This is a genomic window from Afipia massiliensis, assembly GCF_014203115.1.
Classification (GTDB): Bacteria; Pseudomonadota; Alphaproteobacteria; order Rhizobiales; family Xanthobacteraceae; genus Afipia; species Afipia massiliensis.
In genome coordinates this window covers 196,203-221,335 of record NZ_JACHIJ010000007.1, presented here as the reverse complement: position 1 = coordinate 221,335, position 25,133 = coordinate 196,203, and the positions used below count along the sequence as shown (strand labels likewise).

Below are 25,133 nucleotides of genomic sequence, written 5' to 3'. Positions count from 1 at the left end.
AAAAAAGCGCGGCTGCTTTTCAGCAACCGCGCCTGTCAGGCATTCGATGGTATTTGGTGCTTCCGGATCAGAGCCGGAGAACCACTACCCTCAACGGAGAGAGACTTAAGACATTACGCCGCCCGCACCTTGCCGAGGAACTCGTCCACCGCCGAGCGCAGCATGCCCGACTGCTGGTCGAGATCGCGAGCGCTGGTGAGAACGTCCGACGCCGCGGTGCCGGTCGCAGCCGCAGCGGCGCTGACGCCGCCGATGTGATCGCTGATCTCGCTCGATCCCGCCGCCACCGACTGGATGTTGCGTGCGATCTCGCGGGTCGCAGCCCCCTGCTCTTCAACAGCGCTGGAGATGTTCATGGTGATCTCGCTCATCCGCGCGATGGTCTCGGTGATGCCGCCGATCGACACCACCGCATCGCTGGTGGTCGCCTGCATGGCGGCAACCTGCGCGGAGATTTCCTCGGTGGCCTTGGCGGTCTGGTTGGCCAGCGCCTTGACCTCGGACGCCACCACCGCGAATCCGCGGCCGGCTTCGCCTGCGCGGGCCGCCTCGATGGTCGCGTTCAACGCGAGCAGATTGGTCTGCGCCGCGATGGAGTGAATGAGCTGGACCACCTCGCCGATCTTCTCGGCGCCACTGGAGAGAACCTGAACCGTCGCGTTGGTACGTTCCGCATCGCCCACAGCCTTGCTGGCGATCTCGTTGGACTGGTTGACCTGGCGCGCGATCTCGGCGACCGAACTCGACAGCTCTTCCGCCGCAGCCGCGACGGTTCCGACATTGGTCGAAGCCCGCTCCGAGGCCGATCCCACGGTGGCGGCGCGAGCGCTGGCGTCGCTCGCCGACGCCGTCATGGATTCCGCCGTGCTCTGCATGCCGGCAGCCGATGCCGACACCGAACGCACGATGCCGTTGACGCTGCTCTCAAAGCTGCTGGCAATGCTGTTCATCATCGCCTTCCGCTCCGTAGCGGCGCGTTCCTTGGCTTCCGCGTCCACTTTCTCGAGATCGCGGATGCGGACAGCGTTGTCCTTGAAGACCTGCACGGTCGCGGCCATCGCGCCGATTTCGTCGCGGCGGTCGCTGCCGGGGATGCTCTCCTCGAGCTGACCGTCGGCCAGCGTCTGCATGCGGGCGCCGAGCTGGCCGAGCGGACGGGTGATGCTGCGGCCGACCATCCAGGCAACCGCGCCGGAGAATGCGCCGATCAGGAGAGTGGCGACCGCGAGCGCGATAATAATGGGCTTCAGCTTGGCGTCGAGATCGTCGAGATAGGCGCCGGTGCCGACAAACATGTTCCAGCCGGGAATAGCCACGGCATAGGACATCTTGCGGGTCGGCTTCTCATCGCCGGGCTTCATGTATTCGTAGCGCAGCGTGACATCGCCCTTGGCGGCAACGCCGTCGCGCAGCTCGCGCGCCAGCTTGCGGCCGTTGGTTTCGATGTCGAGGCGGTTGGTGCCGATCTGCTTGACGTTCGGCGTCGCCACGGTGATGCCGTCCATGGTGTAGACGAACATGTAGCCGTCGCCATTGTCATAGGTCATCGTCTGCGCAACGCGGCCAAATTCCGCGATCGCTGCGTCCTTGGTCATTTTCCCGGCATCGACCTGCTTCTGCAGCCCCACCGCAGTGTTACGCGCAATTTCCACCAGCGCGTGTGTTTGCGCCACGCGTGCGCTCACCATTTCACGCTGCATCATAAAGGCGGAGTACAGGCCGGCTGCACTGAGGCCGAGCAGGGTCACACCGACCAAGATACCGAGCTTGGCGGTGATGGGCAGGTTATTCAGGAATTTCACGATGACACTCCGGGGCGGGATCGCGCGCTTCTGCGCGGATTCGTTCCCATCAACTATCGAAACTTCCTTTCGGCTTCCTTACCCTGCCACCTTCGCGGATTCTCTTTAGACGAAAACAAAACGGGCCGGAGAAAACTCCGGCCCGTGCTTCTATTTTCGAGTCGTCCCGGCCGGGACGACGATGATGATGGACGTGTTTCAAACGTCAGCGGTTAAAAGGTCAGCACCTTGGCCTGCTTGACCTGCGGCAACGCCGAGACCTTGGCGAGAACCTCGGCCGGCACCGCACCGTCGACCTCGACCAGCGCGATGGCGTCGCCGCCCTGCTCGTTGCGGCCGAGATGGAAGGTCGCGATGTTGATCTTGGCATCGCCGAGCAGCGAGGCGAACTTGCCGATGAAGCCCGGCTTATCCTCGTTGGTGATGTAGATCATCGACTTGCCGAACTCGGCATCGACGCGGATGCCCTTGATGTCGACGAGGCGCGGCTTGCCGTCGTGGTAGACCGTGCCGGACACCGACCGCTCCTGCCGTTCGGTCGCGACGGTGACCGTGATCAGGCTTTCGTAGTCGCTGCGCGCGGCGCGGGTCACTTCGTCCACCACCATGCCGCGCTCCTTCGCCACCACCGGCGCGGAAACGACGTTGACATCCCCCAGCATCGGCCGCAGCAGGCCGGTCAGCGCCGCCGAAGTCAGCGCCTTGATCTTCATGTCCGCGACCACGCCTTCATAGGTGATCGTGACCTTGGCGATGCCGGTCTCGGTGAGCTGGCCCGCGAACGAGCCGAGCTTTTCGGCGAGTTCAATGAACGGCTTCAGCTTCGGCGCTTCTTCCGCCGTGATCGAGGGGAAGTTGACGGCGTTGGAGATCGCGCCGGTCAGCAGGTAATCCGACATCTGTTCGGCGACCTGCAACGCGACGTTTTCCTGCGCTTCCGTGGTGGATGCGCCAAGGTGCGGCGTGCAGATAACGTTGGGATGACCGAACAGCACGTTGGTCTTGGCCGGCTCCTCAACGAACACGTCGAAGGCTGCGCCCGCGACCTGACCGGAATTCAGCGCATCGACCAGCGCCGCCTCGTCCACCAGACCGCCGCGCGCGCAATTGATGATGCGCACGCCCTTCTTCATCTTGGCAAGCGAGGCCGCATCGATGATGTTCCTGGTCTTGTCGGTCAGCGGCGTATGCAGCGTGATGAAGTCGGCGCGCTTGAACAGATCATCAAGCTCGACCTTCTCGATGCCGATGTCCTTGGCGCGCTCCGGCGACAGGAACGGATCGAATGCGATGACCTTCATGCGCAGCCCGAGCGCGCGGTCGGCGACGATCGAGCCGATGTTGCCTGCGCCGATTACGCCGAGGGTTTTGGCGGTGATCTCGACGCCCATGAAACGGTTCTTCTCCCACTTGCCGGCCTGGGTCGACGCATCGGCGGCGGGAATTTCGCGCGCCAGCGCCAGCATCAGGGTGATGGCATGCTCGGCGGTGGTGATCGAATTGCCGAACGGCGTGTTCATCACGATGATGCCCTTGGCCGTGGCAGCCGGGATCTCGACATTGTCGACGCCGATGCCGGCGCGGCCGATCACCTTCAGGCGGGTCGCCTTCTCGAGGATCTTCGCCGTGGCCTTGGTGGCGGAGCGGATCGCGAGGCCGTCATAGTTGCCGATGATTTCGGCGAGCTTGTCCTTGTCCTTGCCGAGATCGGGCTGGAAATCGACCTCGACGCCGCGATCCTTGAAGATCTGCACCGCAGCCGGGGACAACGCATCGGAAATGAGAACTTTAGGCTTGGACATGGAAACTCCAATCAGAAATTTGGTGGGCGCTGGCGGTTCTGCCGCGTCTCGATGATTTCGTAGTGTTGCGATGTCGCGTCGAAGCGCGACAGCACGGCACGCGCCTTGTCAGGCACGACGCCTTCTTCGTAGTTCGGCCCGGCGAAAGCGATCACCGCGTCGAGCGTCTCGAACGTCATGATGGTGACGAACTCGACCTCCGCGCCGGCGTCACGCCGCAGAAGCTGAATGTCGTGAAAGCCCGCGATCTTGCGAGCGAGAATTCCCGGAAAGATTTCCGTCCGCAGCAGACGTTCGTAAACGTCCGCGTTCGCGGGCGTGGTCCAGCCATGCCAGATGCGTGAGATCATGAAGGCCTCCGAAGCGGAGAACCCCTCCCCCATTATGGGAGAGGAGACGTCATCTTTGGAAAATCACGCCGCCTTGGCGAGCGAAGCCTTGGTCTCGGCGAACGCCCAGTCGATCCATGCGGTGAGGATCTCGACGTCCTTGGCCTCGACCGTCGCGCCGCACCAGATGCGAAGGCCCGCGGGGGCATCGCGGTAGTGCGCGAAGTCGTAACCCGCGCCTTCCTTTTCCACGGCGGCAACCAGCTTCTTGGCGAAGTCAGCCTGTGCATCGGCGGACAGCGACGTGATCGCCGGATCGACCACCTTCATGCACACCGAGGTGTTGGAGCGGATCGCCGGATCGGCGGCGAGGAAATCCACCCACGGCGTCTTCGCCTTCCAGTCCGCGAGCACCTTGGTGTTCGCGTCGGCGCGCGCCATCAGCCCCTTGAGGCCGCCGACGGACTTCGCCCAGTTCAGCGCATCGAGATAGTCCTCGACGCAGAGCATCGACGGCGTGTTGATGGTTTCGCCCTCGAAGATGCCGGCGTTGAGCTTGCCGCCCTTGGTCATGCGGAAGATCTTCGGCAGCGGCCACGGCGGCGTGTAGCTCTCGAGCCGTGCGACGGCGCGCGGCGACAGGATCAGCATGCCGTGGGCAGCTTCGCCGCCCAGCGCCTTCTGCCAGGAGAAGGTGACAACATCGAGCTTCGGCCAGTCGAGCGGCTGCGCGAACGCGGCGGAGGTGGCGTCGCAGATGGTCAGACCTTCGCGGTCGTCACGGATCCAGTCGGCGTTCGGAACCCGCACGCCGGAGGTGGTGCCGTTCCAGGTGAACACGATGTCCGAGTTCCTGTCGGCCTTCGACAGGTCGGGAATTTCGCCGTAGCCCGCGTGGAGCTTGACGACATCCTTGAGCTTCAATTCCTTGACGACGTCGCTGACCCAGCCTTCGCCAAAGGATTCCCAGGCGATGGTGGTGACCGGGCGCGGCCCGAGCAGCGACCACAGCGCCATCTCGACGGCGCCGGTGTCGGACGCAGGCACGATGCCGATCTTGTAGTCGGCAGGCACTTCAAGCACCTCGCGCGTCAGATCGATCGCGAGCTTGAGCTTGGCCTTGCCGACCTTCGCTCGATGCGAACGGCCGAGGGCTGCGTCCTTGAGATTTTGGGGGTTCCAGCCGGGGCGCTTGGCGCAGGGGCCGGACGAAAAATGCGGCACGTTAGGCCGCGAAGCGGGCTTCGCTACAGTCATAGTCTATCCTTCCAGATAGCTGCCTCCCGGTGGGGGGAGGTTTCCCGCCGCCGTGAATATGGGAGGTTCTGGACTTCGTCAAGAAACTTCGCCCGGCCCCGTTCACAAGGCTGGGATGCGGAGGTGCGCATGATCCATCAATTGGGTCGTCCCGGCGAACGCCGGGACCCATAACCGCCGGACTCTCCAATGAAATAAGGAGGTTTCATTTATCGACATCAGTGACAGGGGTTATGGGTCCCGGCGTTCGCCGGGACGACGCGGAGAGATCGGCGATCTTTCAGATCTTGGGAAGTCTCAAAGCCCCAGCACCTTCTCGGAGTCCGCGATCCAGCGCCGCACCGAGGCGTAGCCGTCGAGGTGAAAGCCGCCTTCATGGGCGACACGGGTATAGGCCAGCAGCGCCACGTCCGCGAGCGACAGCGCATCGCCGACCAGAAACCGCGTATCGTGAAGCTGATGTTCCATCCGCGCCAGCGCGAAATAGCCGCGCTTGACCTTCTCGGGATCAAGCTCGCCCTGCGACTTGCCGAGATAGAACATCTGGAAGCGGCAGACCGCGAGATAAGGCTCGTGGCTGTACTGCTCCCAGAACAGCCACTCGTCCATCTTTGCGCTGAGAAATGCCTCGGCGGGGATCAGGTCGGTGCCGCGCGCCAGATAGCGGATGATGGCGTTGGACTGCGCGAGCGTGCGCCCGTCGTCGAGTTCGAGCACGGGCACCTGCCCCGCTCCGTTGAGCTTGAGAAACTCCGCCGTGCGGCTTTCATTCTTCTGGGTATCGATCTCGACCCAAGTGTAGCGGCGCGAAAGCCTGTCGCACACCCATTTCACCTTCAGGCAATTGCCCGATTTCAGGTCGCCATAGATTTTCATGACCGCACCTTCCCGATGGCCGCCACTTTCATAAGGCGAACAGCACAACAGGCGATGCGGCCGCTGTCAACGACAGCGGCCGCAGGGATTGCGGAAGAAGTAATTGCCGATGACGGATCAATCAGAACCGGTAGCCGAGACCGCCGCGCACGGTGTTGATGCTGGTATCGATGGGGCCGACGAACTTGAGATACTCCCACTCACCGCGCATGAACAGGCCGCCGGCCAGCATCACATCGACCCCGAGACCCGCTGCATAACCGTAGATGAAGCGATTGCTCTGGCCCTCGGTCTGACTGACCGCGAAAGGAACGACAGTGTTTGGAGGAGCAATTTGCACCTGCGTGCCCGAAACGGTCGCGCTTTTGAAGACGTCGGCCCGGCCGAGCGAAACACCGCCGAACGCATAGGGCAAGAAGGCGCCCCAGGCGTATCCGGCGCGCGCGCGGATCGACCCCATGTCCTTGATCTTGAAACTCGACGACGCGGTATAATCCACGAAGTTGGTGGAACCTCCCGCATCGAAGAACCGCGAGATCGTCCCTGAATCGCTACCGCCGAAATTGCCGTGCATGTAGCTGGCTTCAATGCCAAGCACGACGTCATCCCATTGCGAGTTGTAGCCGACGAAACCGCCAGCGCCATTGCCCCGCTGCGATTTCTTGCCCATGACCGGCCACTCGGAAACACGGCCGACGTTTTCGATCGCGGTGTTCACCAGAAGTTTGGCTACGATGTCCTGCGTCGTGCCGGCGAAGTTCATATCCGACGAACCGGTTCCGGCCTGCCCGCCGACGTAAAAGCCCTGCCATCGCGGGATCACTCCGTCGTTAAAGCCCCCGCGCAGGATCGGGAGATCGGGAAGATCCGCGGCCTGTACGCCGTGCGCCGCCGCAACCAGAGCCATCGCCAACACAGTCCGACGCATCACCAAACTCCGTCATAAACGCTTAACTACGTTCGATGATGCCGCGTTAACCTTAATCAATCGTTCCCACAGCGCGTGTGGCGAAAAAGAAAACGGCGCGGAAAAATCCGCGCCGTTGAAATGTTCTGAAGGGAAGAAAAACTTCGATCAGCCCTTGCGCATGAGCGGCAGCATCGGCGGCGCGTAAACCGGAGCCGCATCGATCGCCCAGCGCACGCCGAACCTCAGGTCATGCGACGTGATGTTCTTGAAGTGCATCGGATTGTTCACGGCGTTGACGCCGTTCCAGGTGTACATGTCGCCGGTGATGCCGTCGCCGAGGTCGGCGTAGCGATAGGCCAGTTCCATGGTCAGGCTCGGATTGACCTTGTATGCGAGACCGGCATGCACGGCCCAGGCGAAATTCCACTTCGTAGCGGTCGGGCCGAATGCGAGACTTGCAGCGGGTTGACCGGTGTCGGTGAAGCCCGAAATGGTGTTGGCAGAACCACCGACGCCCGCGCCGATGAACGGCGTGATGCACCACCAGGTGCCGAGATCGAAGTAGGCGTTGGCGAGAACCAGCCACTCGGATTTGCTGCCGGTATAGGTGTTCGTTCCGAATGGCGTTCCATTGACGGTCACGACATCCACGCCATGGAAATTCGACTTGCCACGATACTCTCCGGTCACGTCCGCGCGGAACCAGTTGTTGAAGCGATAGCCGGCACCGAGGCCGAAGATGCCCGCGGTGTCGAAGCCGAGGCCGGTGTGCTGCACAGAGACGCCCGGGTCGTGATAGAGCGCATTATCGAGGCTCTTGACCTGCTGATTGCTGAATCCGATATCGCCGCGCAGATACCAGCCACCGAAGTCCTCGACCGGAGGCGGGACATACATGGGCGGTGGCGGCAGGTCGGCGGCGAGCGCGGCCGATGAAATCAATGACGCCGCTCCTGCGGCAATCAGGTTCTTGAGAGTACGCATTGGTCCGGTCCTTTCCCCGGTGAGGCAACACGGCCTCACACACAAAACTCACAGGCCGGACGATGCCACCAAATGCTTAAGCGCCACTTAACCCTAATTCTTAACCGTGATTTTTAAGCGGCCTTAAGCGAGACGGTAAACGTTTACACAACGCGCGCGGCATCGCGCGCCGCAAGTCCTAACGATGTGTTGACGATTGAGTCAGGATCTCTGACGTAAAAACACGCGGCCGAGCATAGGTCTTGCGCATTGTCATGGCCGGGCTTGCCCCGGCCATCCACGTCTTACTTGTTACGAGCCGTAAAGACGTGGATGCCCGGAACAAGTCCGGGCATGACGTCGAGGGATTGCGCTTCTTAAAGCGAACGTCAGAGCTTGCGGTGCTTCATCTGCGGCAGGAAGATCGCGAGCAGGCCGATCGCCGGCAGGAATGCGCAAACCTGATAGACGAAGTTGATGTCCTTCCAGTCCGCGACCTGACCGAGCACCGCAGCGCCAATGCCGCCGAACCCGAACGCCATGCCGTAGAACAGTCCGGAGATCATGCCGAGACGATGCGGCATCAGCTCCTGCGCGTAGACGATGATCGCGGGTGTCGCCGACGAGATGATGAAGCCGATCACGATGCTCAGCACCGCGTTCCAGTAGAGACCGACGTAAGGCAACGCGAGCGTGAACGGGAGCGCGCCGATGATCGAAAACCAGATCACGTACTTGCGGCCGAAGCGATCGCCGAGCGGGCCGCCGAAGAATACGCCGACCGCGCTCGCCCCCAGAAACAGGAACAGATAGATCTGCGACGCCTGTGTGCTGACGCCAAACTTCTGCATCAGGAAGAAGGTGTAGTAGCTGCCGATGCTCGCGGTGTAGAACGTCTTCGAGAACAGCAGCACCATCAGCACGGTGAGCGCGACCATGGTGCGCGTCGAAGACGGCCCGTCTTCCGGCAGGGACGTATGAGCGCCCTTGCGATGCGCGATGCGCGGCTGATACCAGCGCCCGATCTGCCACAGCACGACGATGGCGAGCGCTGCGACCAGCGAGAACCACGCGATGCTGCCCTGCCCGAACGGCACGATGATCAGCGCCGCCAGCACAGGGCCGATTGCCGTGCCGAGATTGCCGCCGACCTGAAACACCGATTGCGCCATGCCGACGCGGCCGCCCGACGCCATGCGCGCGATGCGTGAGGATTCCGGATGGAAGACCGCCGAGCCGGTGCCGACGAGGCCGGCCGCCAGCAGGATCACCCAGTAATGATGCGCGACGCTGAGCAGGATCAGCCCGGCGAAGGTGAAGCCCATGCCGAGCGCGAGCGAGAACGGCTTCGGATACTTGTCGGTGTAGGCGCCGATCAGCGGCTGCAACAGCGACGATGTGAACATGAAGGCCAGCGTGATCATACCGATCTGGCCGAAGTCGAGCGCGTAGTTGTCCTTCAGGATCGGATAGACCGACGGGATCAGCGACTGCATCAGGTCGTTGAGAAGATGCGAGAAGCTGATGGCGCCGATGACCGCGAACGCGGGCGCGGCCGGAGCCGGCGTCGCCGGTGCATCCACCACGATAGGCGCAACGAGGGTGTCTTCGGACAGGATAACGGGCTTGTTCACGGCAGCTTCCCGGCAAATTCAAAATCGAATGAACCACGAAATACAAATTCAGCGGCAATCCCACCAGTCGCGATTGACCATGGCTGATGTGCCGGATTGGCAGACTGCCGCAGGCGACCGACGCGCTCCGCTATGTCGTCCCGGCGCATGCCGGGACCCATAACCACCACACTCTCAATGGAGCAGCGTGGCTGGACATCTTCTTGCAACAACACCGACAGGGAGTATGGGTCCCGGCCGGAGCCTGTCATCGAGCCGGCGAAGCCGGACCCGTTGGCCGGGACGACATGGAGATTTTACGCCGCCGCGGACGCCGTTCCCAAAGCCGAGACGATCATGTCGACGGCTTCCTCGACGAGGTCGCGGTTGTCGCCCTCGCCCATCACGCGGATGACCGGCTCGGTCCCGCTTGGGCGGATCAGCAGGCGGCCGCTGCCGTTGAGGCGTTTCTCGGCATCGACGATCGCGGATTTGACGCCCGGATTGTCGAGCGGCTTGCCGGTGCGGTAGCGCACGTTCTTGAGAATCTGCGGCATCGGCTCGAAGCGGTGGCAGACTTCCGAGACCGGACGGCCAAGGCGCTGCACCACGGCGAGAACCTGAAGCGCTGCGACGAAGCCGTCGCCGGTGGTGGCGAAGTCGGACATGATGATGTGACCCGACGGCTCGCCGCCGAGATTGTAGCCGCCCTTCTGCATCTGCTCGAGCACGTAGCGGTCGCCGACCGGCGTACGCAGCAGCTCGATGCCCTGCTCTTTCAGATAGCGTTCGAGGCCGAGATTGGACATCACCGTTGCGACGATGCCGGGCTTGGACAGCCGTCCGTCGTCCTTCCAGCTCTGCGCGATCACCGCGAGAAGCTGGTCGCCGTCGACCACATGGCCACGCTCATCAACGATGATGACGCGATCGGCGTCGCCATCGAGCGCGATGCCGATATCGGCGCGCATCTCGCGCACCTTGCGCGACAGCGCTTCCGGCGAGGTCGAGCCGCAATCCTTGTTGATGTTGAAACCGTCAGGCTCGACGCCGATGGAAATGACGTCAGCGCCCAACTCCCACAGCGCTTCCGGCACCACCTTGTAGGCAGCGCCATTGGCGCAATCGACCACGACGCGCAGGCCGTCGAGGCTGAGATCGCGCGGCAGGGTGCGCTTGGCGAATTCGATATAACGATCATGCACGCCGTCGATGCGGCGGGCACGGCCGAGACTGGCACTCTGGGCGAGCCGCTTGTCGAGGTTCTCGTCCATCAACTGTTCGATCTGGGTTTCGACATCGTCGGACAGCTTGAATCCGGCAGGGCCGAACAGCTTGATGCCGTTGTCGTCGAACAGGTTGTGCGACGCTGAAATCATCACGCCGAGATCGGCGCGCATCGACTTGGTCAGCATGGCGACCGCCGGCGTCGGCATCGGGCCGAGCAACAGCACGTCCATGCCCACCGAGGTGAAGCCCGCGACCATGGCGTTTTCGATCATGTAACCGGACAGGCGGGTGTCCTTGCCGATCACCACGCGATGACGATGGTCGCCGCGCTGAAACACCAGCCCGGCAGCCTGCCCGACCTTGAGCGCCAGTTCAGGCGTGATCAGGCCATTGGCGCGGCCACGAATGCCGTCGGTCCCGAAATATTTGCGCACCATGAATTCCCCTGCTCCGCCGCGTCTCCGGCCAGGTCCCCGAAAAGCACCTGTTTGGCTCTGGCGAACGCCCCATTCTAGCGGAGAGCGAGTTATAATGCCTCTGCGGGCGGTAATCCTTCAAATAATATGATGAATCATTACCGCCGCCCGAAGCGGGCGGCGGTACTTATCTAATTGATCTATAAAGATTTTATCGCAAAGCCCTGTCTTGGCAGGGCTCCCGGAGATCCATTCAGTCTTTCCGCTTGATGTCCTGATCGTGCTTGGACGGCGCCGGCTGGGTCACGTTGACCGGGTCCGACCCCGGAAACGATTCTTCCAGCCCCTTCTCAAGGGCGTCGTCGAGCTTCTTCTTTTCCGGGTCTTTCGGCTTGTTGTCGTTTTTCGGCTTGGTGTCGGCCTCGGCCATGTTGCGCTCCTGCATTGGTTCGCAGGGTCAACGTCCGGGGACGGCCCATGTTCCGGTGCGAACCGCCGGCCAGCGCGGTCATTCCGCGATCACTTCTCGGGATCGGGCTCGACGTGCTGGTCCGGCTGGGTCAGCTTGACCGGGTCGGAGGCAGGAAAAGTCTCCCGCAGGGCTTCATCAAGCTCCTCGTCCAGCTTGCGCTTTTCGGCTTCCGCCTCTTTCGAGGATTTAGCTGATTTGGGACTGGAGGTTTTCTTGCTCATGAGCCTCTCCACGGCGCAGCGGCTATTTGCGTGCGCCTCAACCATGATAGATGATCTTCGCGCAAGAAAATTCAATGACGTGAGGATGCGTCCATGAAGAACATTACCTGCATCGAGGACCTGCGGCTGCTTCACAAACGCCGCGTGCCGAAGCCCTTTTTCGATTACGTGGACGGCGGCTCCTATGCGGAAGAAACCCTGCGCGCCAATGTCAGCGACATGCAGAAGTACAAGTTTCGCCAGCGCATTCTTGTGGACGTCTCGAAGCGTGAGCTGAACACCACCATCCTCGGCGAACCCGCCGCGATGCCGCTGATCCTGGCTCCGGTCGGCTCGACCGGCATGCAGTATGGCGACGGCGAGATCTATGCCTGCCGCGCCGCGCAGGCGCTGGGCATTCCCTACACGCTCTCGACCATGTCGATCTGTTCAATTGAAGACGTCGCGGCGAATGTCGACAAGCCGTTCTGGTTTCAGCTTTACGTCATGAAAGATCGCGGCTTCGCGAAATCACTCATTGAACGCGCCATCGCCGCGAAATGCAGCGCGCTGGTTCTCACCGTCGACCTTCAGGTGCTCGGGCAGCGGCATGCCGACGTCAAGAACGGCCTGTCGGTGCCGCCGAAACTGCTGACGCTGAAGAACATCATCGACTTCGCCACCAAGCCGGGCTGGGTGTCGGGCATCCTGAAGGGCAAAAGCCGGAATTTCGGCAACATCGCCGGTCACGTCTCGGGGTCGCAGGATCTCGGCTCGGTCTCCGAATGGGTTGCCTCGCAGTTCGACACCACGCTGAACTGGAAGGACGTCGAGTGGATCCGCAGCATCTGGCCGGGCAAGCTCATCATCAAGGGCATCCTCGATGTCGCCGATGCACGCGAGGCAGTGAAGACCGGTGCGGAAGCAATCGTCGTGTCGAACCACGGTGGCCGCCAACTCGACGGCGCACCGTCATCGATCTCGGTGCTGCCGGAGATCGTGCAGGATGTCGGCTCGCAAACTGAGATCATGTTCGACGGCGGCATCCGCTCCGGTCAGGACGTGATGCGCGCGCTCGCGCTCGGCGCGAAGTCCTGCATGATCGGCCGCGCCTATATCTACGGTCTCGGCGCCGGAGGACAGGCCGGCGTAACCATGGCGCTCGATCTGATCGGCAAGGAGCTGAGCGTGACGATGGGCCTGTGCGGCGTCAACCGTATCGACGAAATCGACCGCCGCGTGCTGACGGATTACATGCAGACCAACGCGGTGAGCAGCCCGCGGAATTGAGGTACGCGGCACACGTAGCCTTAATTCGTCATGGCCGGGCTTGTCCCGGCCATCCACGTTTTTGCGAACGGTAAGTTAAGACGTGGATGCCGGGACAAGCCCGGGCATGACGGAAAACGCGGATCACCCTAAGGCGTCTCCCGTTACTGACAGCTCCACGACGTGGTCACGTTGTCCTTGGCCATGGTCGCCGTGCACGTCTTCTGCTGAATCTCATCGGAACCCTGCGCCTTCAGCTTCACGAAGCCCGCAAGCTCGCGAGGGCTGCGGCGGAGCATCGATATCTCGGTCACCGTCATGTTCTTCGCGGCGAAGTCCGCCTGCATGCGCTTCTTCACGTCTTCGATCGCAGGCGGATTGAAACCCTGCGCGCCCTGATAAACGGTCCAGGCGCTGTAGATCACCAGCGCGAGCGCCGCGAGCACAATGAATTTTCCGGTTCTGTTCACGACTGATCCTTGTCCTGGACGAATAAATCTCACGTCGTCCCGGCGAACGCCGGGACCCATAACCTCTGAGCTCTCTCGTTGAGCTCAAAACGATGAGATACTGCTTTCACAACAGAATAGCATGTACAGGGAGTATGGGTCCCGGCGTTCGCCGGGACGACGCCTGTGATCAATCCGCGATCATTCAACGCATCTCACGTCCGCACAAGATCAGCCTCGACCAGCGCGCGCAGTTCCGGCGTCACCGTCGGCCGTTTCCCGAACCACAATTCGAATCCGCGCACGGCCTGATGCAGCAGCATGCCGAGGCCGTCGGCGGTTTTCAGGCCGCGCGCCCTGGCCGCCTTCAAGAGATCGGTTTCCAGCGGAACATAAACCAGATCAGCAACAGTCGCACCCGCCGGCAACGCGCCGACATCGATATCGAGCGGCGGCTGTCCCTTCATGCCGAGCGAGGTGGTGTTCACCAGAAGCTTCACGCGCGGCAGCACGCTGTTGACGGCATCCCATGCCAGCGGCTGCACCTGCGTACCGAACTGATCGGCCAGCAGTTGCGTGCGCGAGGCAGTGCGGTTGGCAAGATACACGCGCTTGATGCCGCGTTCGATCAATCCGAAGATCACCGCGCGCGACGATCCGCCTGCGCCCAGCACCAGCACTTCGTCCGCGCTGTCCCATCCCGGCGCGCTGGCGTCGAGATTGCCGATGAAGCCTTCGACATCGGTGTTGGTCGAGCGCAGTTTATCGTCATTGAAATAGAGCGTGTTGGCCGCGCCCACCGCGCGCGCGCGCGCATCGGGCGTGGAGAGCGCGAGCGCCTGCTCCTTGTGCGGAATGGTGACGTTCGCGCCCCTGTAGCCGCGCGCCGAAAGATTTGCGATGAAATCCGCGAACGCCGCAGGCTCCACCGCCTCAATGCGGTAATCGCCGTCGATGCCGAACGACTTCAGCCAGTATTTATGGATCAGCGGCGAACGCGAATGCGCTGCCGGCCAGCCGATCAGACACGCGGCGGGGGTGGCGCTCATGAGGACGGACTCCGGTTCGACCTGATCGGGATATACCAATTTGGTATTCGCCGCTGGGTCAAATCACGCGGTGCCCGGCGCTGTCAATCGCTTGATCTCGGAGACCGCGCTGGCGATGTCGGAACGGTATTTCGCCTGCGGCGGCCGCGCGCCGTAGGACAACAACGTTCGCCGCACGGCGGGCGATGCGCCTGTGATGAACACCCGCACGCCCTGCCGCCGCGACTTGACCGCGATCTGGGCAATGGCGTTGGCGGCGGTGGAATCCAGCAATGGCACCGCCTTGAAGTCGATCACCAGCGCCTTGTAGCCAGAAAGGCGATCAAGCACCGATGCCACCGCAGCCACCGCACCGAAAAAGAACGCGCCGCTGATGCGATAGACCATGATGTCCGGATCGGCGGCGAGCGCGGGATCGTAGCGTTCGCGGTCACCGTTCGACGCGTCGGCCTTGTCGTCGACAGTGAGCGGCGCATAGCTGTCGATACCGGTGATCTGCGACATGCGGTGGATGAACAGCAGCGCGCCGAGCGCGAAGCCGACCACGATACCTTCGGTGAGGTCGCGGAACACCGTGAGCAAAAATGTCGCGAGCAGCACCACCGCATCGCCCCATGATGAACGGACCAGCGTGATGAACTCGTGCTTCTCCGCCATGTTCCACGCCACCACGGCGAGCACGCCCGCCAGTGTCGCCAGCGGAATGTAGCTTGCCAAAGGTGCTGCCAGCAGCATGAAGGCCAGCAGGAACACCGAATGCAGCATGCCGGCCACCGGGCTGCGCGCGCCGGCGCGGACGTTGGTCGCGGTGCGCGCGATAGTGCCGGTGACGCAGATTCCGCCGAACAGGGCTGAGCCGATATTGGCAAAACCCTGTGCCACCAGTTCGCTGTTGGAGCGATGGCGGCGGCCGGTCATGCCGTCGGCGACAACCGCAGACAATAATGACTCGATGGCGCCGAGCAGCGCGAATGCCATCGCATCGGGCAGCACGGCCTGGATTTTTGCGAGCGTCACGGCGGGAAACGACGGTATCGGAAACGACTGCGGAATGCCGCCGAAGCGCGTGCCGATGGTTTCCACCGGCAGCGACAACAGTGCTGCGACGATGCCGGTGATCACGACCGCGATCAGCATGCCGGGCCAGGTCGGGCGCAGCTTCCGTAAACCCGCAATAATGGCAATGGTCACGGCCGAGATCGCCACCGCTGCGACATTCGTGCTGCCGATGGCGCGCCCCAGCACTTCGAGTTTGGGGATCAACTCACCCGGCTCCTTGCCGGCCAACGTGACGCCGAGCAGGTCGCGGATCTGGCTGGCGAAGATGATGACGGCGATGCCGGCGGTGAATCCCACCGTGACAGGATAGGGAATGAACTTGATGTAGGTGCCGAGCTTGAGAAATCCGGCCACGATCAGAATCAGCCCAGCGATCATGGTCGCCAGCAATACGCCATCGATGCCGTGACGCGCGACGGACGCGGCGACGAGGATAATGAACGCGCCCGCAGGTCCGCCGGTCTGAAAACGGCTGCCGCCGAGCAGCGAGACAAGAAATCCGCCGAAGATCGCGGCATAGAGTCCGCGGTCAGGCGTTGTCCCCGAAGCAATGGCGATGGCCATCGACAGCGGCAGCGCGACGATGGCGACGGTCAGGCCCGCGACCACGTCGGCGCGGAAGGCATCGAAGCCGTAGCCCTCGCGCAGGACCGTGACGAATTTCGGAGTGAACAATTCGGCGAATGTCGGCTGCGGCTGCTTCGACTGCGCGCTCGATGCGTCCATGTGTCCTGCGCCTGCGTCTCACGCGGCCTGGCCGCGTTGTCTTCGCCGGCGCGTCGCCGGCTTCTAACTCTGTTCGACCCGCCCCGGCGCGGGCTCCTTCAACCGGACGCCGCGACCGCCACTTTCGCTGCGAGCCTTATCGCCGATCAGTTCGACGCCCGCGCGATTCAGCGCATCGACGACCTTGGTCAGCGAGTCCACGATGCCGCGCACATTGCCGTCGCTGGCTTCCATCCGCTGAATCGTCGGAAGCGATACACCGGCCAGTTCGGCAAGCGTCTTTTGGTCGAGACCCAGAAGTGCGCGAGCCGCCCGCATCTGCGATGACGTGATCAATGCCAAAATTCCATCTTGAACGACGATAATGCAACTAAAAAACGGTTTCAATGATGTATCACACATCACTGAAACCGTTTTGTAGTCACGAAGGACGAGCCTTCGGGTATCTGCCTACGCCGCCGCGCGATGGGCTGCGATGATCTGGTCCGCCGCGCGGCCGGTCACTTCGGACATGTGGTCGAACTGCCGGGTGAAACCGCCCGCGCCGGCCGTTGCCGAACGCACCTCCACGATCAGATCACCGATCTCCGCTTCGGGCATCATCGCCCGCACCAGATCCCAGCCGGTCCAGCCTTCGCGGGTGTCGAAGCCGAGAATCTGGCCACGCCGCCCGGAGAGGATCGAGTTGATCTTCGCCGTCGCATCGGTCGGGCAGACGATCTCGACCACGTGGATCGGCTCAAGCAGCACCGGCGCGCATTGCGGCAAAGCTTCGGTGACGCCGATCCTCGCTGCGGTCCGGAACGCCTGATCGGACGAATCGACACTGTGATACGAGCCGTCCGTCAGCGTGACTTCCACATCGATCACCGGGAAGCCGAGTGGCCCGCGCGCAAGACCGTCGCCGGCGCCCTCCTCGACTGCGCCGATATAATTCTTCGGCACCGCGCCTCCGACGATCTTCTCGATGAAAACAAAGCCGCTGCCGCGCGGCAGCGGCTTAATGGCCAGCACCACGTCGCCGAACTGGCCGTGGCCGCCGGATTGCTTTTTGTGACGCCCGCGCTGGGTGATCGTCTTGCGGATGGTCTCCTGATAACCCACCGGCGGCGCGTGCTGTTTCACGCTGACGCCAAAGCGGTCCTGCAACCGTTCGACCGCGACGCGCAGATGCATCTCGCCCTGCCCCCACAGCACCATCTGGTGGGTGAGCTGATTGTGCACGACGCTCAGCGAAGGATCTTCCTCGACGAGGCGCGTCAGGGCCTGGCCGAGCTTGACGTCGTCCTTGCGATCCGTTGCTGCGAGCGCCGTCGCCAGCACGGGCGCGGTCGGCACAACGTCCACCAGCGCTTCGGGCGCGGTCTTGCCCGTCGTCAGTGTATCGGCGGTCTTCACCGCATCCAGCTTGCCGAGCGAGACCGTGTCGCCCGCCGCGGCCGATGCACGCTTGGTGTCACTGCCGACATTCGGAGCAGCAATTCCCGAGATGCGGCCGGCGCCGCCACCTGACGACTGCACGGTGTCGCCGTCGGCGATATGACCGCGCAGAATCCGCGTCAGCGACAGCTTGCCGCCGTGCTGAAGATGCGTGGTCTTCATGACGTAAGCGAGCGCTGTGGTCTCGTTGGAGACGCCGAGCCGTTCGGCGGTCGCGGCGACATCGGGCGCTTCATGACGCAGCGCTTTCAGCAACCGCAGCACGCCGTTCTCGCGCGTCGCGCAGCCGAGCAGCACCGGGCATATCTGGCCTTCGCGCAATTCGCTGGCGAGATCGTCGAACACCTCATCGCGCGGCGGCGGGATGTCTTCCAGCAACTGTTCGAGCAGCCGGTCGTCATGATCGGCGAGTTTTTCCAGCATCGTGAGCCGGGCTTCCTTTTCACGGTCGAGATCGCCGGCCTCAAGCTCGATCACCTCGGAGGGCATGTGCTCGCGATAAACGAAGGCGCGCTCCAGCGCGAGATCGACGAAACCGGCGATGAGATCGCCCTTCCAGATCGGAATTTGCCGAAGCACCAGCGGCGTGCGCGAGGCCGGCTGCAACGTCGCCAGCGTTTCGCGGATGCGCTTGTTCGCCTTGTCGATCTTGTTCAGAAACAGGAAGCGCGGAATGCCGAGGTCTTCCAGCTCGCGCATGATGAGCTGCAACTGCGGCAGCTTGCGCTCGTCGGCTTCGCACACGATCACCGCGGCATCGACCGCCGGCAGCGCCGCGCGCATGTCATGGGCGAATTCGACGGAGCCGGGACAATCGATAAAGGTGTAGCTGTCGCCCATGAAGGTCGTGGTCGCAGCAGTCAGACCGACGCTCATGCGATGGTGCCGCGCCTGCGGAGAGGAATCCCCGATGGTGTTGCATGCTTCGATGGTGCCTGCTTTGGGAATGGCCCCGGTCCGGGCCAGGATCGCTTCAAGTAATGTGGTCTTGCCACTCTGAAATGGGCCCACCAGCGCAATGCACCGGGGACCACGGGGACTTCTCAGGTTGTCTTGTCCCATTTGCCGTCTCCTGTCTGGAGCACGGCCCGCATCGAGCAAGTTCCGGCGAAGCATGTCCTTGGGCAAGCCCCATGGGTTTGACCCGAGGTGGAATCCGGTCGCCGCCGGAACACTCTTACTTCAATGTTGCGCGCATTCCGCTCGCGCCAAGCCCACTTCTGCGGAATGCGCTCACGCGGGTCGGCAGGGTGATCGTCTCAAGGCGCGGTGCGGTTGGCAAGCGGGAAACATGCCGCTGCGCAGCATCCCCCGATCACCTAAAGTTGCTGACCCGTTGCAGACATTATCGAAAACAAAAGGCCCGCCATGACGACGGGCCTTTGCAAAAATATTTCGTGCGGAAATCAGAAGCGGCCGGGACGCAGTTCCAGGCTCTGCACGCCGCCCGCGACGCTCAATCCGGTCTGGCCCTGCACGCTGAGCGGCTGCAAGGCGAACGAGTTCTGCGAGCCGCCGATCATGGCGTTGGCGCCAAGCCCGACGCCGACAGCGGCGCTGGCGTTCACGCCGGCGTAATTACCGGCCAGGTCACCCGAGCCGAGTTGGACAGTCGGCGCGAACACGGCCCATGACAATGCCGTCTCGGTGGTGATGCCGAGATCGACGCCGATCTTGGTGATGCGCGCGGTGTAAAGATCATCCGGACGGCCCTGCGAGCGGAAGACGCAGCCCAGATTGGTGACCGAGCCGACGATCATGCCGACATTCGGACCGCCGCGGCACTCAAGCACACCGACCTGGGTGCGTCCTGACTGCGCATGAGCAAGAACAGCCGTCGCGATCAGGGCTGTCGAGGCAACGGTCAGGAAAGTCGAAAGGCGGCGCATGGGATGTCTCCGGCTGAATGGCGCAAATAGAACTGATGATGTGAAAAGTCGCCGCATCTAGTCATACCATCCGCCAATGTTCAATTGCCGCCCGTCGACAGCATTTAAAGAGTCACAAAAAAAGGCCCGCATCAGCGGGCCTTTTTCATTCCGTTTTATTAACTCAACCGCGATGGCGACGCTTCTTCTTGTAGGCGACCGGCTCGAGGTCGAGGCCGACGACGCCGCCGGTCACGTTCACGCCGGTCTGGCCCTGCAGGCTGAGCGGCTGAAGCGCGAAGGAATTCTGCGAACCGCCCCACAGCAGGTTGCCGCCGCCGCCGACGCCGAACGAGACGTTGCCGCCCACGCCACCATAGTTACCAGCGAGGTCGCCGCGGCCAACGCGCCGGGTTGGCGCATGCACGGCCCATGCAAGGCCGGTGTTCGCGGTGACGCCGAGATCGATGCCGAAGCGGCTGACATGCGCCAGATAAGGCTCCGGCCGGCGGCCTTCGCTGCGGAAGACGCATTCAAGCGTGGTCGCGGACGTGATCACCATGCCGACGTTCTGGCCGCCGCTGCATTCGAGCACGCCGACGCGCACGCCCTGCTGCTGCTGTGCATTCGCCGTAGCGACTGTGGCGACGAGTGCCGCGACCGCGACACCGAGGAGGGATGAAAGACGCATGAATTAGAACTCCAGATTGCAAGTTTGATTGGCGGCCGGACAAAAGGGAAGCGCCGTGTCAAAAACATGGCGCTTCCCTTATTTGATATCAAAATGCCGACATTGTTTCCGCAGTGTTGCTTTTGTGGTGCTGCGTTATCGCAAATTGCCGCAGAAGCGCTTGCGAACTGGATGATTCATCTCGCAGCGGTAGCCGCTTCTTCGATGAGGGATGCCACTTCGCGCGGCATCGATGCAAGGGAGGCGTGGCTGGCTTTCAGCGTAATCACCTTCTTGGCCCCAAGCCGCCCGGACATCCATTCCTGATTTGCCGGGGCGATCATCCGATCCTCACTGGATATCTGATACCAGGACGGCTTTTTCTTCCATGCCGGCACGGAGATTTCATCCGCGAACGTACTGGCAAGGGGAGCCTTCTGGGTCACGCCCATGACCAAGCCCTCCTCCGGGGTCAGATCCTGACAAAAGCTTTCGTGATATTTGTCCGGCTTGACCCAGAGATAGCCATCACTGTCAGGCGCAAGATTGGCAGCGCCAACCGGCGGGTGCTTTGCCGTAATGCCACCCGGGCTTTCGCCGGCATCAGGAGCGAATGCCGCGATATACACCAGGCCGACCACATTCGGCTGGTTGCCCGCCTGCGTGATAACGGCCCCACCATACGAGTGACCGACCAGCAGAACCGGCCCAGCCTGCTGCGCAATCATTTTACGGGTCCGCTCGGCATCATTGGCAAGAGACGTTAACGGCAATTCGACGGCGTGGAGGGCGGTATGGCCTCGTCGCGCAAGCTCAACGATGACCTTGCTCCAATGTGCGGCACCGCCCCAGAACCCGTGCACCAGAATGATTGAAGGCTTGTCAGTCATGACCGTCCTCCCGAGGTTTAATCCTGGCCCCTCAGTTCACGGTACAGCGAACGGCCCACCTTGTCGAAAACAAGGTGGGCCGGAAAAACACCGCAAAGACGTGGCAGTTACCTGTTTATCGCAAGTTGCCGCAGAAGCGCTGGATGCGCTTGCAGGCTTCCTCGAGATCCGAGGTTTTCGTGGCGTAAGAGATACGAAACGCCGGGCCGAGGCCGAATGCGGACCCCTGCACCACCGCAACGCCTTCGGTTTCCAGAAGCTCGGTCACGAAATCTTCATCGGTCGCGAGCTTTTTGCCCGACGGTGCGGTCTTGCCCATGGTGCCCGCGCACGACGGATAGACATAGAACGCGCCTTCCGGCCGCGGGCAATCGATGCCGTTGGCCTGGTTGAGCATAGCCACGACGAGATCGCGACGCTCCTTGAACACCTTGTTGTTCGCCGGGATGAACTCCTGCGGACCGGTCAATGCCTCGACCGCCGCCCACTGCGAAATCGACGACGGGTTCGACGTCGATTGCGACTGAATGGTCGCCATCGCCGAGATGAGCTGCTGCGGGCCGCCCGCATAACCGATGCGCCAGCCGGTCATGCAGTAGGCTTTCGAGACGCCGTTCACCGTCAGCGTGCGGTCGAACAGTTTCGGCTCGACCTGCGCCGGCGTGGTGAATTCGAAGTCGTCGTAGACGAGGTGTTCGTACATGTCGTCGGTCATGACCCAGACATGCGGATGCTTCAGCAGCACATCGGTGAGCGCCTTCAACTCCGCGCGCTTGTAGGCGGAGCCGGTCGGGTTCGACGGCGAGCACAGGATGATCCACTTGGTCTTCGGCGTGATCGCCGCTTCCAGCGCGGCAGGCTGCAGCTTGAAACCGAATTCCGCGGTGCAGACCACAGGCACGGACACACCGCCGGCCAGCGCCACCATTTCCGGATAGCTCACCCAGTACGGCGCCGGGATGATGACCTCATCGCCGGGATTCAGCGTCGCCATCAGCGCGTTGTACAGCACCTGCTTGCCGCCGGTGCCGACCGTGATCTGGTTCGGCTTGTAGGTCAGGCCGTTCTCGCGCTGAAACTTGGCGATGATCGCCTCTTTCAGCTCGGGAATGCCGTCCACCGCGGTGTACTTGGTCTTGCCGGCTTCGATGGCGTGGATCGCCGCCAGCTTGATGTTGGCGGGCGTGTCAAAATCCGGCTCGCCGGCGCCGAGGCCGATGACATTGCGGCCCGCAGCTTTGAGCTGACGTGCTTTATCCGTGACCGCGATGGTCGCGGACGGCTTCACACGGTCAAGCGCAGCGGACAGAAACGGCATCATGTTCTCCTAAAGGATGCTGAAGGGTCGCGAAGGCCCGGATTCGCGGATTTAGCGGGGCGGGGCACCCTAAAACGGGCGACGCTGCATCGCAAGAAACTTTGCCCGAAACACACGAAATTGCACGCCGGACTAAGGAAACCTTAAAGCGCCCCACCCTAGTGTCCCTGCAATATTCGTAAATTCTGGCGAGAAAATGCGGCATATCTGGCAAGACCTGCGGACCGGGAGATGGCTCACGCTAGGCCGTATCCGCAACTATGCCCTGCTGGTACTCGCCATCTCGCTGGCCGGCCTGATCGGCTTGCTTGCGACCTCAAGCCATTTGATCGACCGCAACGGCAAGCCGATCGGAACCGATTTCTCCAACGTCTATGCCGCCGGTGTCCTGACGCTATCGGGCAAAGCGCCCGATGCCTACGATCCGCAGCTTCAGCACGCCGCCGAGATCGCCGTGTTCGAAGGCCGCGACGTCCCCTTCTTCGGCTGGCACTATCCGCCGTTCTTCCTGATGGTCGCAGCACTGCTGGCGCTGATGCCCTACCCTCTCGCATTGCTGTGCTGGCTCGCGGTCTCGCTCCCGGCTTTCATGGCGGCGGTCTATGCCATCGTGCCACGGCGCGAGACGTGGCTTGCGACAGCGGCGTTTCCCGCGGTGTTCGTCAATATCGGTCACGGCCAGAATGCGTTTTTCACCGCAGCATTGCTCGGCGGATTTCTCACCCTGCTGGACCGACGGCCGGTGCTGGCCGGCGTGCTGCTTGGCCTGTTGTCGTACAAGCCGCAGTTCGGACTCCTGATTCCGCTCGTGCTGCTCGCGACCGGACGCTGGACCACGATCCTGAGCGCCACCGCCACCGTTGCGACGCTGATCCTTGCATCAACGTTGCTGTTCGGCATGAGCGTCTGGCACGCCTTCGCCGAGTCCGCGACCTTCACGCGAACCGTGGTGCTGGAAGCCGGCGGCACCGGCTGGGAGAAAATCCAGTCGCTGTTCTCGGCGGTGCGAATGTGGGGCGGCAGCATCGATGCCGCCTATGCCGCGCAGGGCGCGCTGGCGCTGGCGCTGGCCGCATCCATCGTCCGGCTGTGGCGCTCGCAGGCGGCATTCGAACTCAAGGCCGCGGCGCTCGCGGTCGCAAGCCTCCTCGCGACGCCCTACGTGCTGGACTACGACATGGTGGTGCTCGGCATCGCGATTGCGTTTCTGGTCCGTCACGGACTGACGCGCGGCTTTCATTCTTATGAGTTGTCCTTGCTGGCGCTGGCCTGGGCCGTGCCATTTCTCACCCGCAGCATCGCCGGACTGAGCGGCATTCCGCTCGGCCTTCTCGTCATGCTCGCGCTCTACGCCATGACGCTGCGGCGCGCGGCGAGCGACCTCGGCATCCATGCAATCGGGAGCAGCCGCCTTGTCAAAGCTTGATCGCGTCCGCGACGAAATCGACGACCTGTTTCCGCACAGCGCGATGGTGCGCAATCGCTCCATCGCCGTGCTTCTGCCCTGCTACAACGAGGAAGCCGCCATCAGCAGCGTGATCGACGGCTTCAAGCGCGCGCTGCCCGGCGCGCGGATCTACGTCTACGACAACAATTCCACCGACGGCACCTATGAGGCCGCCGTCGCGGCCGGCGCCATCGTCCGGCGCGAAATGCTTCAGGGCAAGGGCAACGTCGTCCGCCGCATGCTGGCCGACATCGATGCCGACATCTACATTCTCGCCGACGGCGACGCGACCTACGATCCGACCGCGGCCGGCGCGCTGATCGAGGCGCTGGTGACACGCAACCTCGACATGATGGTCGGCACCCGCAACGGCGGCGACGGCGCGTTCCCGCGCGGTCATCGCTTCGGCAACCGCCTGTTCAACCGCATTCTGGCGCACATGTTCGGCGACGGCTTCACCGATATTCTCTCGGGCTACCGCGTGCTGTCGCGACGTTTCGCGAAATCGTTTCCGGTCACCTCAAGCGGATTCGAAATCGAGGCGGAGTTGTCGGTCCACGCGCTCGACCTCAAGATCGCCGCCGGTGAAATGCCGCTGCCTTATGCGACGCGGCCCGAAGGATCGCAGAGCAAGCTGCGGACCTATCGCGACGGCACCCGCATCCTGCTGACGCTGATTAAGCTCTACAAGGAAACCCGGCCGCTGCGTTTCTTCAGCGCGATCGGCGCCATGTTGCTGATCATCTGCGCCGGTCTCGGCGCGCCGCTGATCGTCACCTATCTGGAAACGGGGCTGGTGCCGCGGTTTCCGACCGCGATTCTCGCCGCCGCCATCGCGCAGCTCGGCTTTCTCAGCTTCGCCATCGGCCTTGTGCTCGAAGCCATCGCGCAGGGCCGCCGTGAGGCGAAGCGCATGCGCTATCTCGATCTTGACGCAGTTGCGAACAAGTCCTGACGATCACGGATTGCAGGCCATTTTTTCACGCCGATTTGCGTGAAATTGACGCGCCAGCTCACCTTCCGCAGCATAAAATCGCCAGTCTATGCATGGCTGTGAGCGATTTGACTTTTTCTAACG

Annotated in this window: 23 protein-coding genes; 3 read left to right on the top strand and 20 right to left on the bottom strand. The window is 62.6% G+C overall.

The window, feature by feature from the left end; translation table 11 throughout:
• Positions 1 to 113: 113 nt before the first annotated feature.
• The 11 genes from HNQ36_RS22225 to HNQ36_RS22175 all read right to left on the bottom strand — a co-directional run bounded on the left by HNQ36_RS22225 (position 114) and on the right by HNQ36_RS22175 (position 11,891).
• The gene (locus tag HNQ36_RS22225) at positions 114 to 1,802 is read right to left on the bottom strand and encodes a methyl-accepting chemotaxis protein (RefSeq protein WP_184088961.1); all 1,689 of its coding nucleotides are present in this window, start codon (positions 1,800 to 1,802) and stop codon (positions 114 to 116) included.
• A gap of 212 nt (positions 1,803 to 2,014) precedes the next feature.
• Positions 2,015 to 3,604 (bottom strand): phosphoglycerate dehydrogenase, encoded by a 1,590-nt coding sequence (gene serA / locus HNQ36_RS22220; RefSeq protein WP_184088958.1) that lies wholly within the window; start codon positions 3,602 to 3,604, stop codon positions 2,015 to 2,017.
• Positions 3,605 to 3,615: 11 nt separating this feature from the next.
• On the bottom strand, positions 3,616 to 3,954 hold the full coding sequence (locus HNQ36_RS22215; RefSeq protein ID WP_184088954.1) for an antibiotic biosynthesis monooxygenase: 339 nt from the start codon (positions 3,952 to 3,954) through the stop codon (positions 3,616 to 3,618).
• A gap of 63 nt (positions 3,955 to 4,017) precedes the next feature.
• Entirely contained in the window at positions 4,018 to 5,190 is a 1,173-nt protein-coding gene (locus tag HNQ36_RS22210) for a phosphoserine transaminase (RefSeq protein ID WP_184088951.1), read from the bottom strand.
• A 297-nt stretch (positions 5,191 to 5,487) separates the two neighbouring features.
• Positions 5,488 to 6,066 (bottom strand): glutathione S-transferase family protein, encoded by a 579-nt coding sequence (locus HNQ36_RS22205; protein ID WP_184088948.1) that lies wholly within the window; start codon positions 6,064 to 6,066, stop codon positions 5,488 to 5,490.
• Between the two features lie 121 nt (positions 6,067 to 6,187).
• Entirely contained in the window at positions 6,188 to 6,994 is an 807-nt protein-coding gene (locus HNQ36_RS22200; RefSeq protein ID WP_184088945.1) for an outer membrane protein, read from the bottom strand.
• Positions 6,995 to 7,141: 147 nt separating this feature from the next.
• Positions 7,142 to 7,960 (bottom strand): outer membrane protein, encoded by an 819-nt coding sequence (locus HNQ36_RS22195; RefSeq protein ID WP_184088942.1) that lies wholly within the window; start codon positions 7,958 to 7,960, stop codon positions 7,142 to 7,144.
• Between the two features lie 368 nt (positions 7,961 to 8,328).
• A complete protein-coding gene (locus tag HNQ36_RS22190; protein ID WP_184088939.1) occupies positions 8,329 to 9,573 on the bottom strand; it encodes an MFS transporter in 1,245 nt (414 codons plus the stop codon).
• A gap of 296 nt (positions 9,574 to 9,869) precedes the next feature.
• The gene (gene glmM, locus HNQ36_RS22185) at positions 9,870 to 11,219 is read right to left on the bottom strand and encodes a phosphoglucosamine mutase (RefSeq protein ID WP_184088936.1); all 1,350 of its coding nucleotides are present in this window, start codon (positions 11,217 to 11,219) and stop codon (positions 9,870 to 9,872) included.
• Positions 11,220 to 11,451: 232 nt separating this feature from the next.
• A complete protein-coding gene (locus HNQ36_RS22180) occupies positions 11,452 to 11,628 on the bottom strand; it encodes a hypothetical protein (protein WP_184088933.1) in 177 nt (58 codons plus the stop codon).
• Between the two features lie 89 nt (positions 11,629 to 11,717).
• On the bottom strand, positions 11,718 to 11,891 hold the full coding sequence (locus tag HNQ36_RS22175) for a hypothetical protein (RefSeq protein WP_184088930.1): 174 nt from the start codon (positions 11,889 to 11,891) through the stop codon (positions 11,718 to 11,720).
• Positions 11,892 to 11,984: 93 nt separating this feature from the next.
• On the opposite strand from HNQ36_RS22175, the gene HNQ36_RS22170 reads away from it, so the two are divergent.
• The gene (locus HNQ36_RS22170) at positions 11,985 to 13,160 is read left to right on the top strand and encodes an alpha-hydroxy acid oxidase (protein ID WP_184088927.1); all 1,176 of its coding nucleotides are present in this window, start codon (positions 11,985 to 11,987) and stop codon (positions 13,158 to 13,160) included.
• 143 nt (positions 13,161 to 13,303) lie between these two features.
• Here the strand turns inward: HNQ36_RS22170 and HNQ36_RS22165 are convergent, their stop codons facing one another.
• The 9 genes from HNQ36_RS22165 to HNQ36_RS22125 form a co-directional block, all read right to left on the bottom strand.
• Positions 13,304 to 13,609 (bottom strand): hypothetical protein, encoded by a 306-nt coding sequence (locus HNQ36_RS22165; RefSeq protein ID WP_184088924.1) that lies wholly within the window; start codon positions 13,607 to 13,609, stop codon positions 13,304 to 13,306.
• Positions 13,610 to 13,803: 194 nt separating this feature from the next.
• Positions 13,804 to 14,637: a shikimate dehydrogenase gene (locus tag HNQ36_RS22160; RefSeq protein ID WP_184088921.1), complete on the bottom strand. Its 834-nt coding sequence runs from the start codon at positions 14,635 to 14,637 to the stop codon at positions 13,804 to 13,806.
• Positions 14,638 to 14,700: 63 nt separating this feature from the next.
• The gene (locus tag HNQ36_RS22155; RefSeq protein ID WP_184088919.1) at positions 14,701 to 16,422 is read right to left on the bottom strand and encodes a SulP family inorganic anion transporter; all 1,722 of its coding nucleotides are present in this window, start codon (positions 16,420 to 16,422) and stop codon (positions 14,701 to 14,703) included.
• Between the two features lie 63 nt (positions 16,423 to 16,485).
• Positions 16,486 to 16,758, bottom strand: coding sequence for a helix-turn-helix domain-containing protein (locus HNQ36_RS22150; protein WP_184088915.1), 273 nt, complete (start codon positions 16,756 to 16,758; stop codon positions 16,486 to 16,488).
• A gap of 114 nt (positions 16,759 to 16,872) precedes the next feature.
• Positions 16,873 to 18,924, bottom strand: coding sequence for an elongation factor G (locus HNQ36_RS22145; RefSeq protein WP_184088912.1), 2,052 nt, complete (start codon positions 18,922 to 18,924; stop codon positions 16,873 to 16,875).
• Between the two features lie 344 nt (positions 18,925 to 19,268).
• Positions 19,269 to 19,751 (bottom strand): DUF992 domain-containing protein, encoded by a 483-nt coding sequence (locus tag HNQ36_RS22140; protein WP_046827497.1) that lies wholly within the window; start codon positions 19,749 to 19,751, stop codon positions 19,269 to 19,271.
• A 163-nt stretch (positions 19,752 to 19,914) separates the two neighbouring features.
• The gene (locus tag HNQ36_RS22135) at positions 19,915 to 20,421 is read right to left on the bottom strand and encodes a DUF992 domain-containing protein (protein ID WP_184088909.1); all 507 of its coding nucleotides are present in this window, start codon (positions 20,419 to 20,421) and stop codon (positions 19,915 to 19,917) included.
• A gap of 176 nt (positions 20,422 to 20,597) precedes the next feature.
• Positions 20,598 to 21,290, bottom strand: coding sequence for an alpha/beta hydrolase (locus HNQ36_RS22130; protein ID WP_184088906.1), 693 nt, complete (start codon positions 21,288 to 21,290; stop codon positions 20,598 to 20,600).
• Between the two features lie 115 nt (positions 21,291 to 21,405).
• Positions 21,406 to 22,608 carry a pyridoxal phosphate-dependent aminotransferase gene (locus HNQ36_RS22125; protein WP_184088903.1) on the bottom strand — a complete coding sequence of 401 codons (1,203 nt, stop codon included), beginning with the start codon at positions 22,606 to 22,608 and terminating at the stop codon, positions 21,406 to 21,408.
• 196 nt (positions 22,609 to 22,804) lie between these two features.
• On the opposite strand from HNQ36_RS22125, the gene HNQ36_RS22120 reads away from it, so the two are divergent.
• Together HNQ36_RS22120 and HNQ36_RS22115 are read left to right on the top strand one after the other, a co-directional pair.
• Complete coding sequence (locus HNQ36_RS22120) at positions 22,805 to 24,034, top strand: glycosyltransferase family 87 protein (RefSeq protein WP_184088900.1); 1,230 nt, start codon at positions 22,805 to 22,807, stop codon at positions 24,032 to 24,034.
• Positions 24,000 to 25,010: a glycosyltransferase family 2 protein gene (locus tag HNQ36_RS22115; protein WP_184088897.1), complete on the top strand. Its 1,011-nt coding sequence runs from the start codon at positions 24,000 to 24,002 to the stop codon at positions 25,008 to 25,010. Before HNQ36_RS22120 ends, HNQ36_RS22115 begins: the two co-directional genes overlap by 35 nt.
• The last annotated feature ends 123 nt before the right edge of the window (positions 25,011 to 25,133 follow it).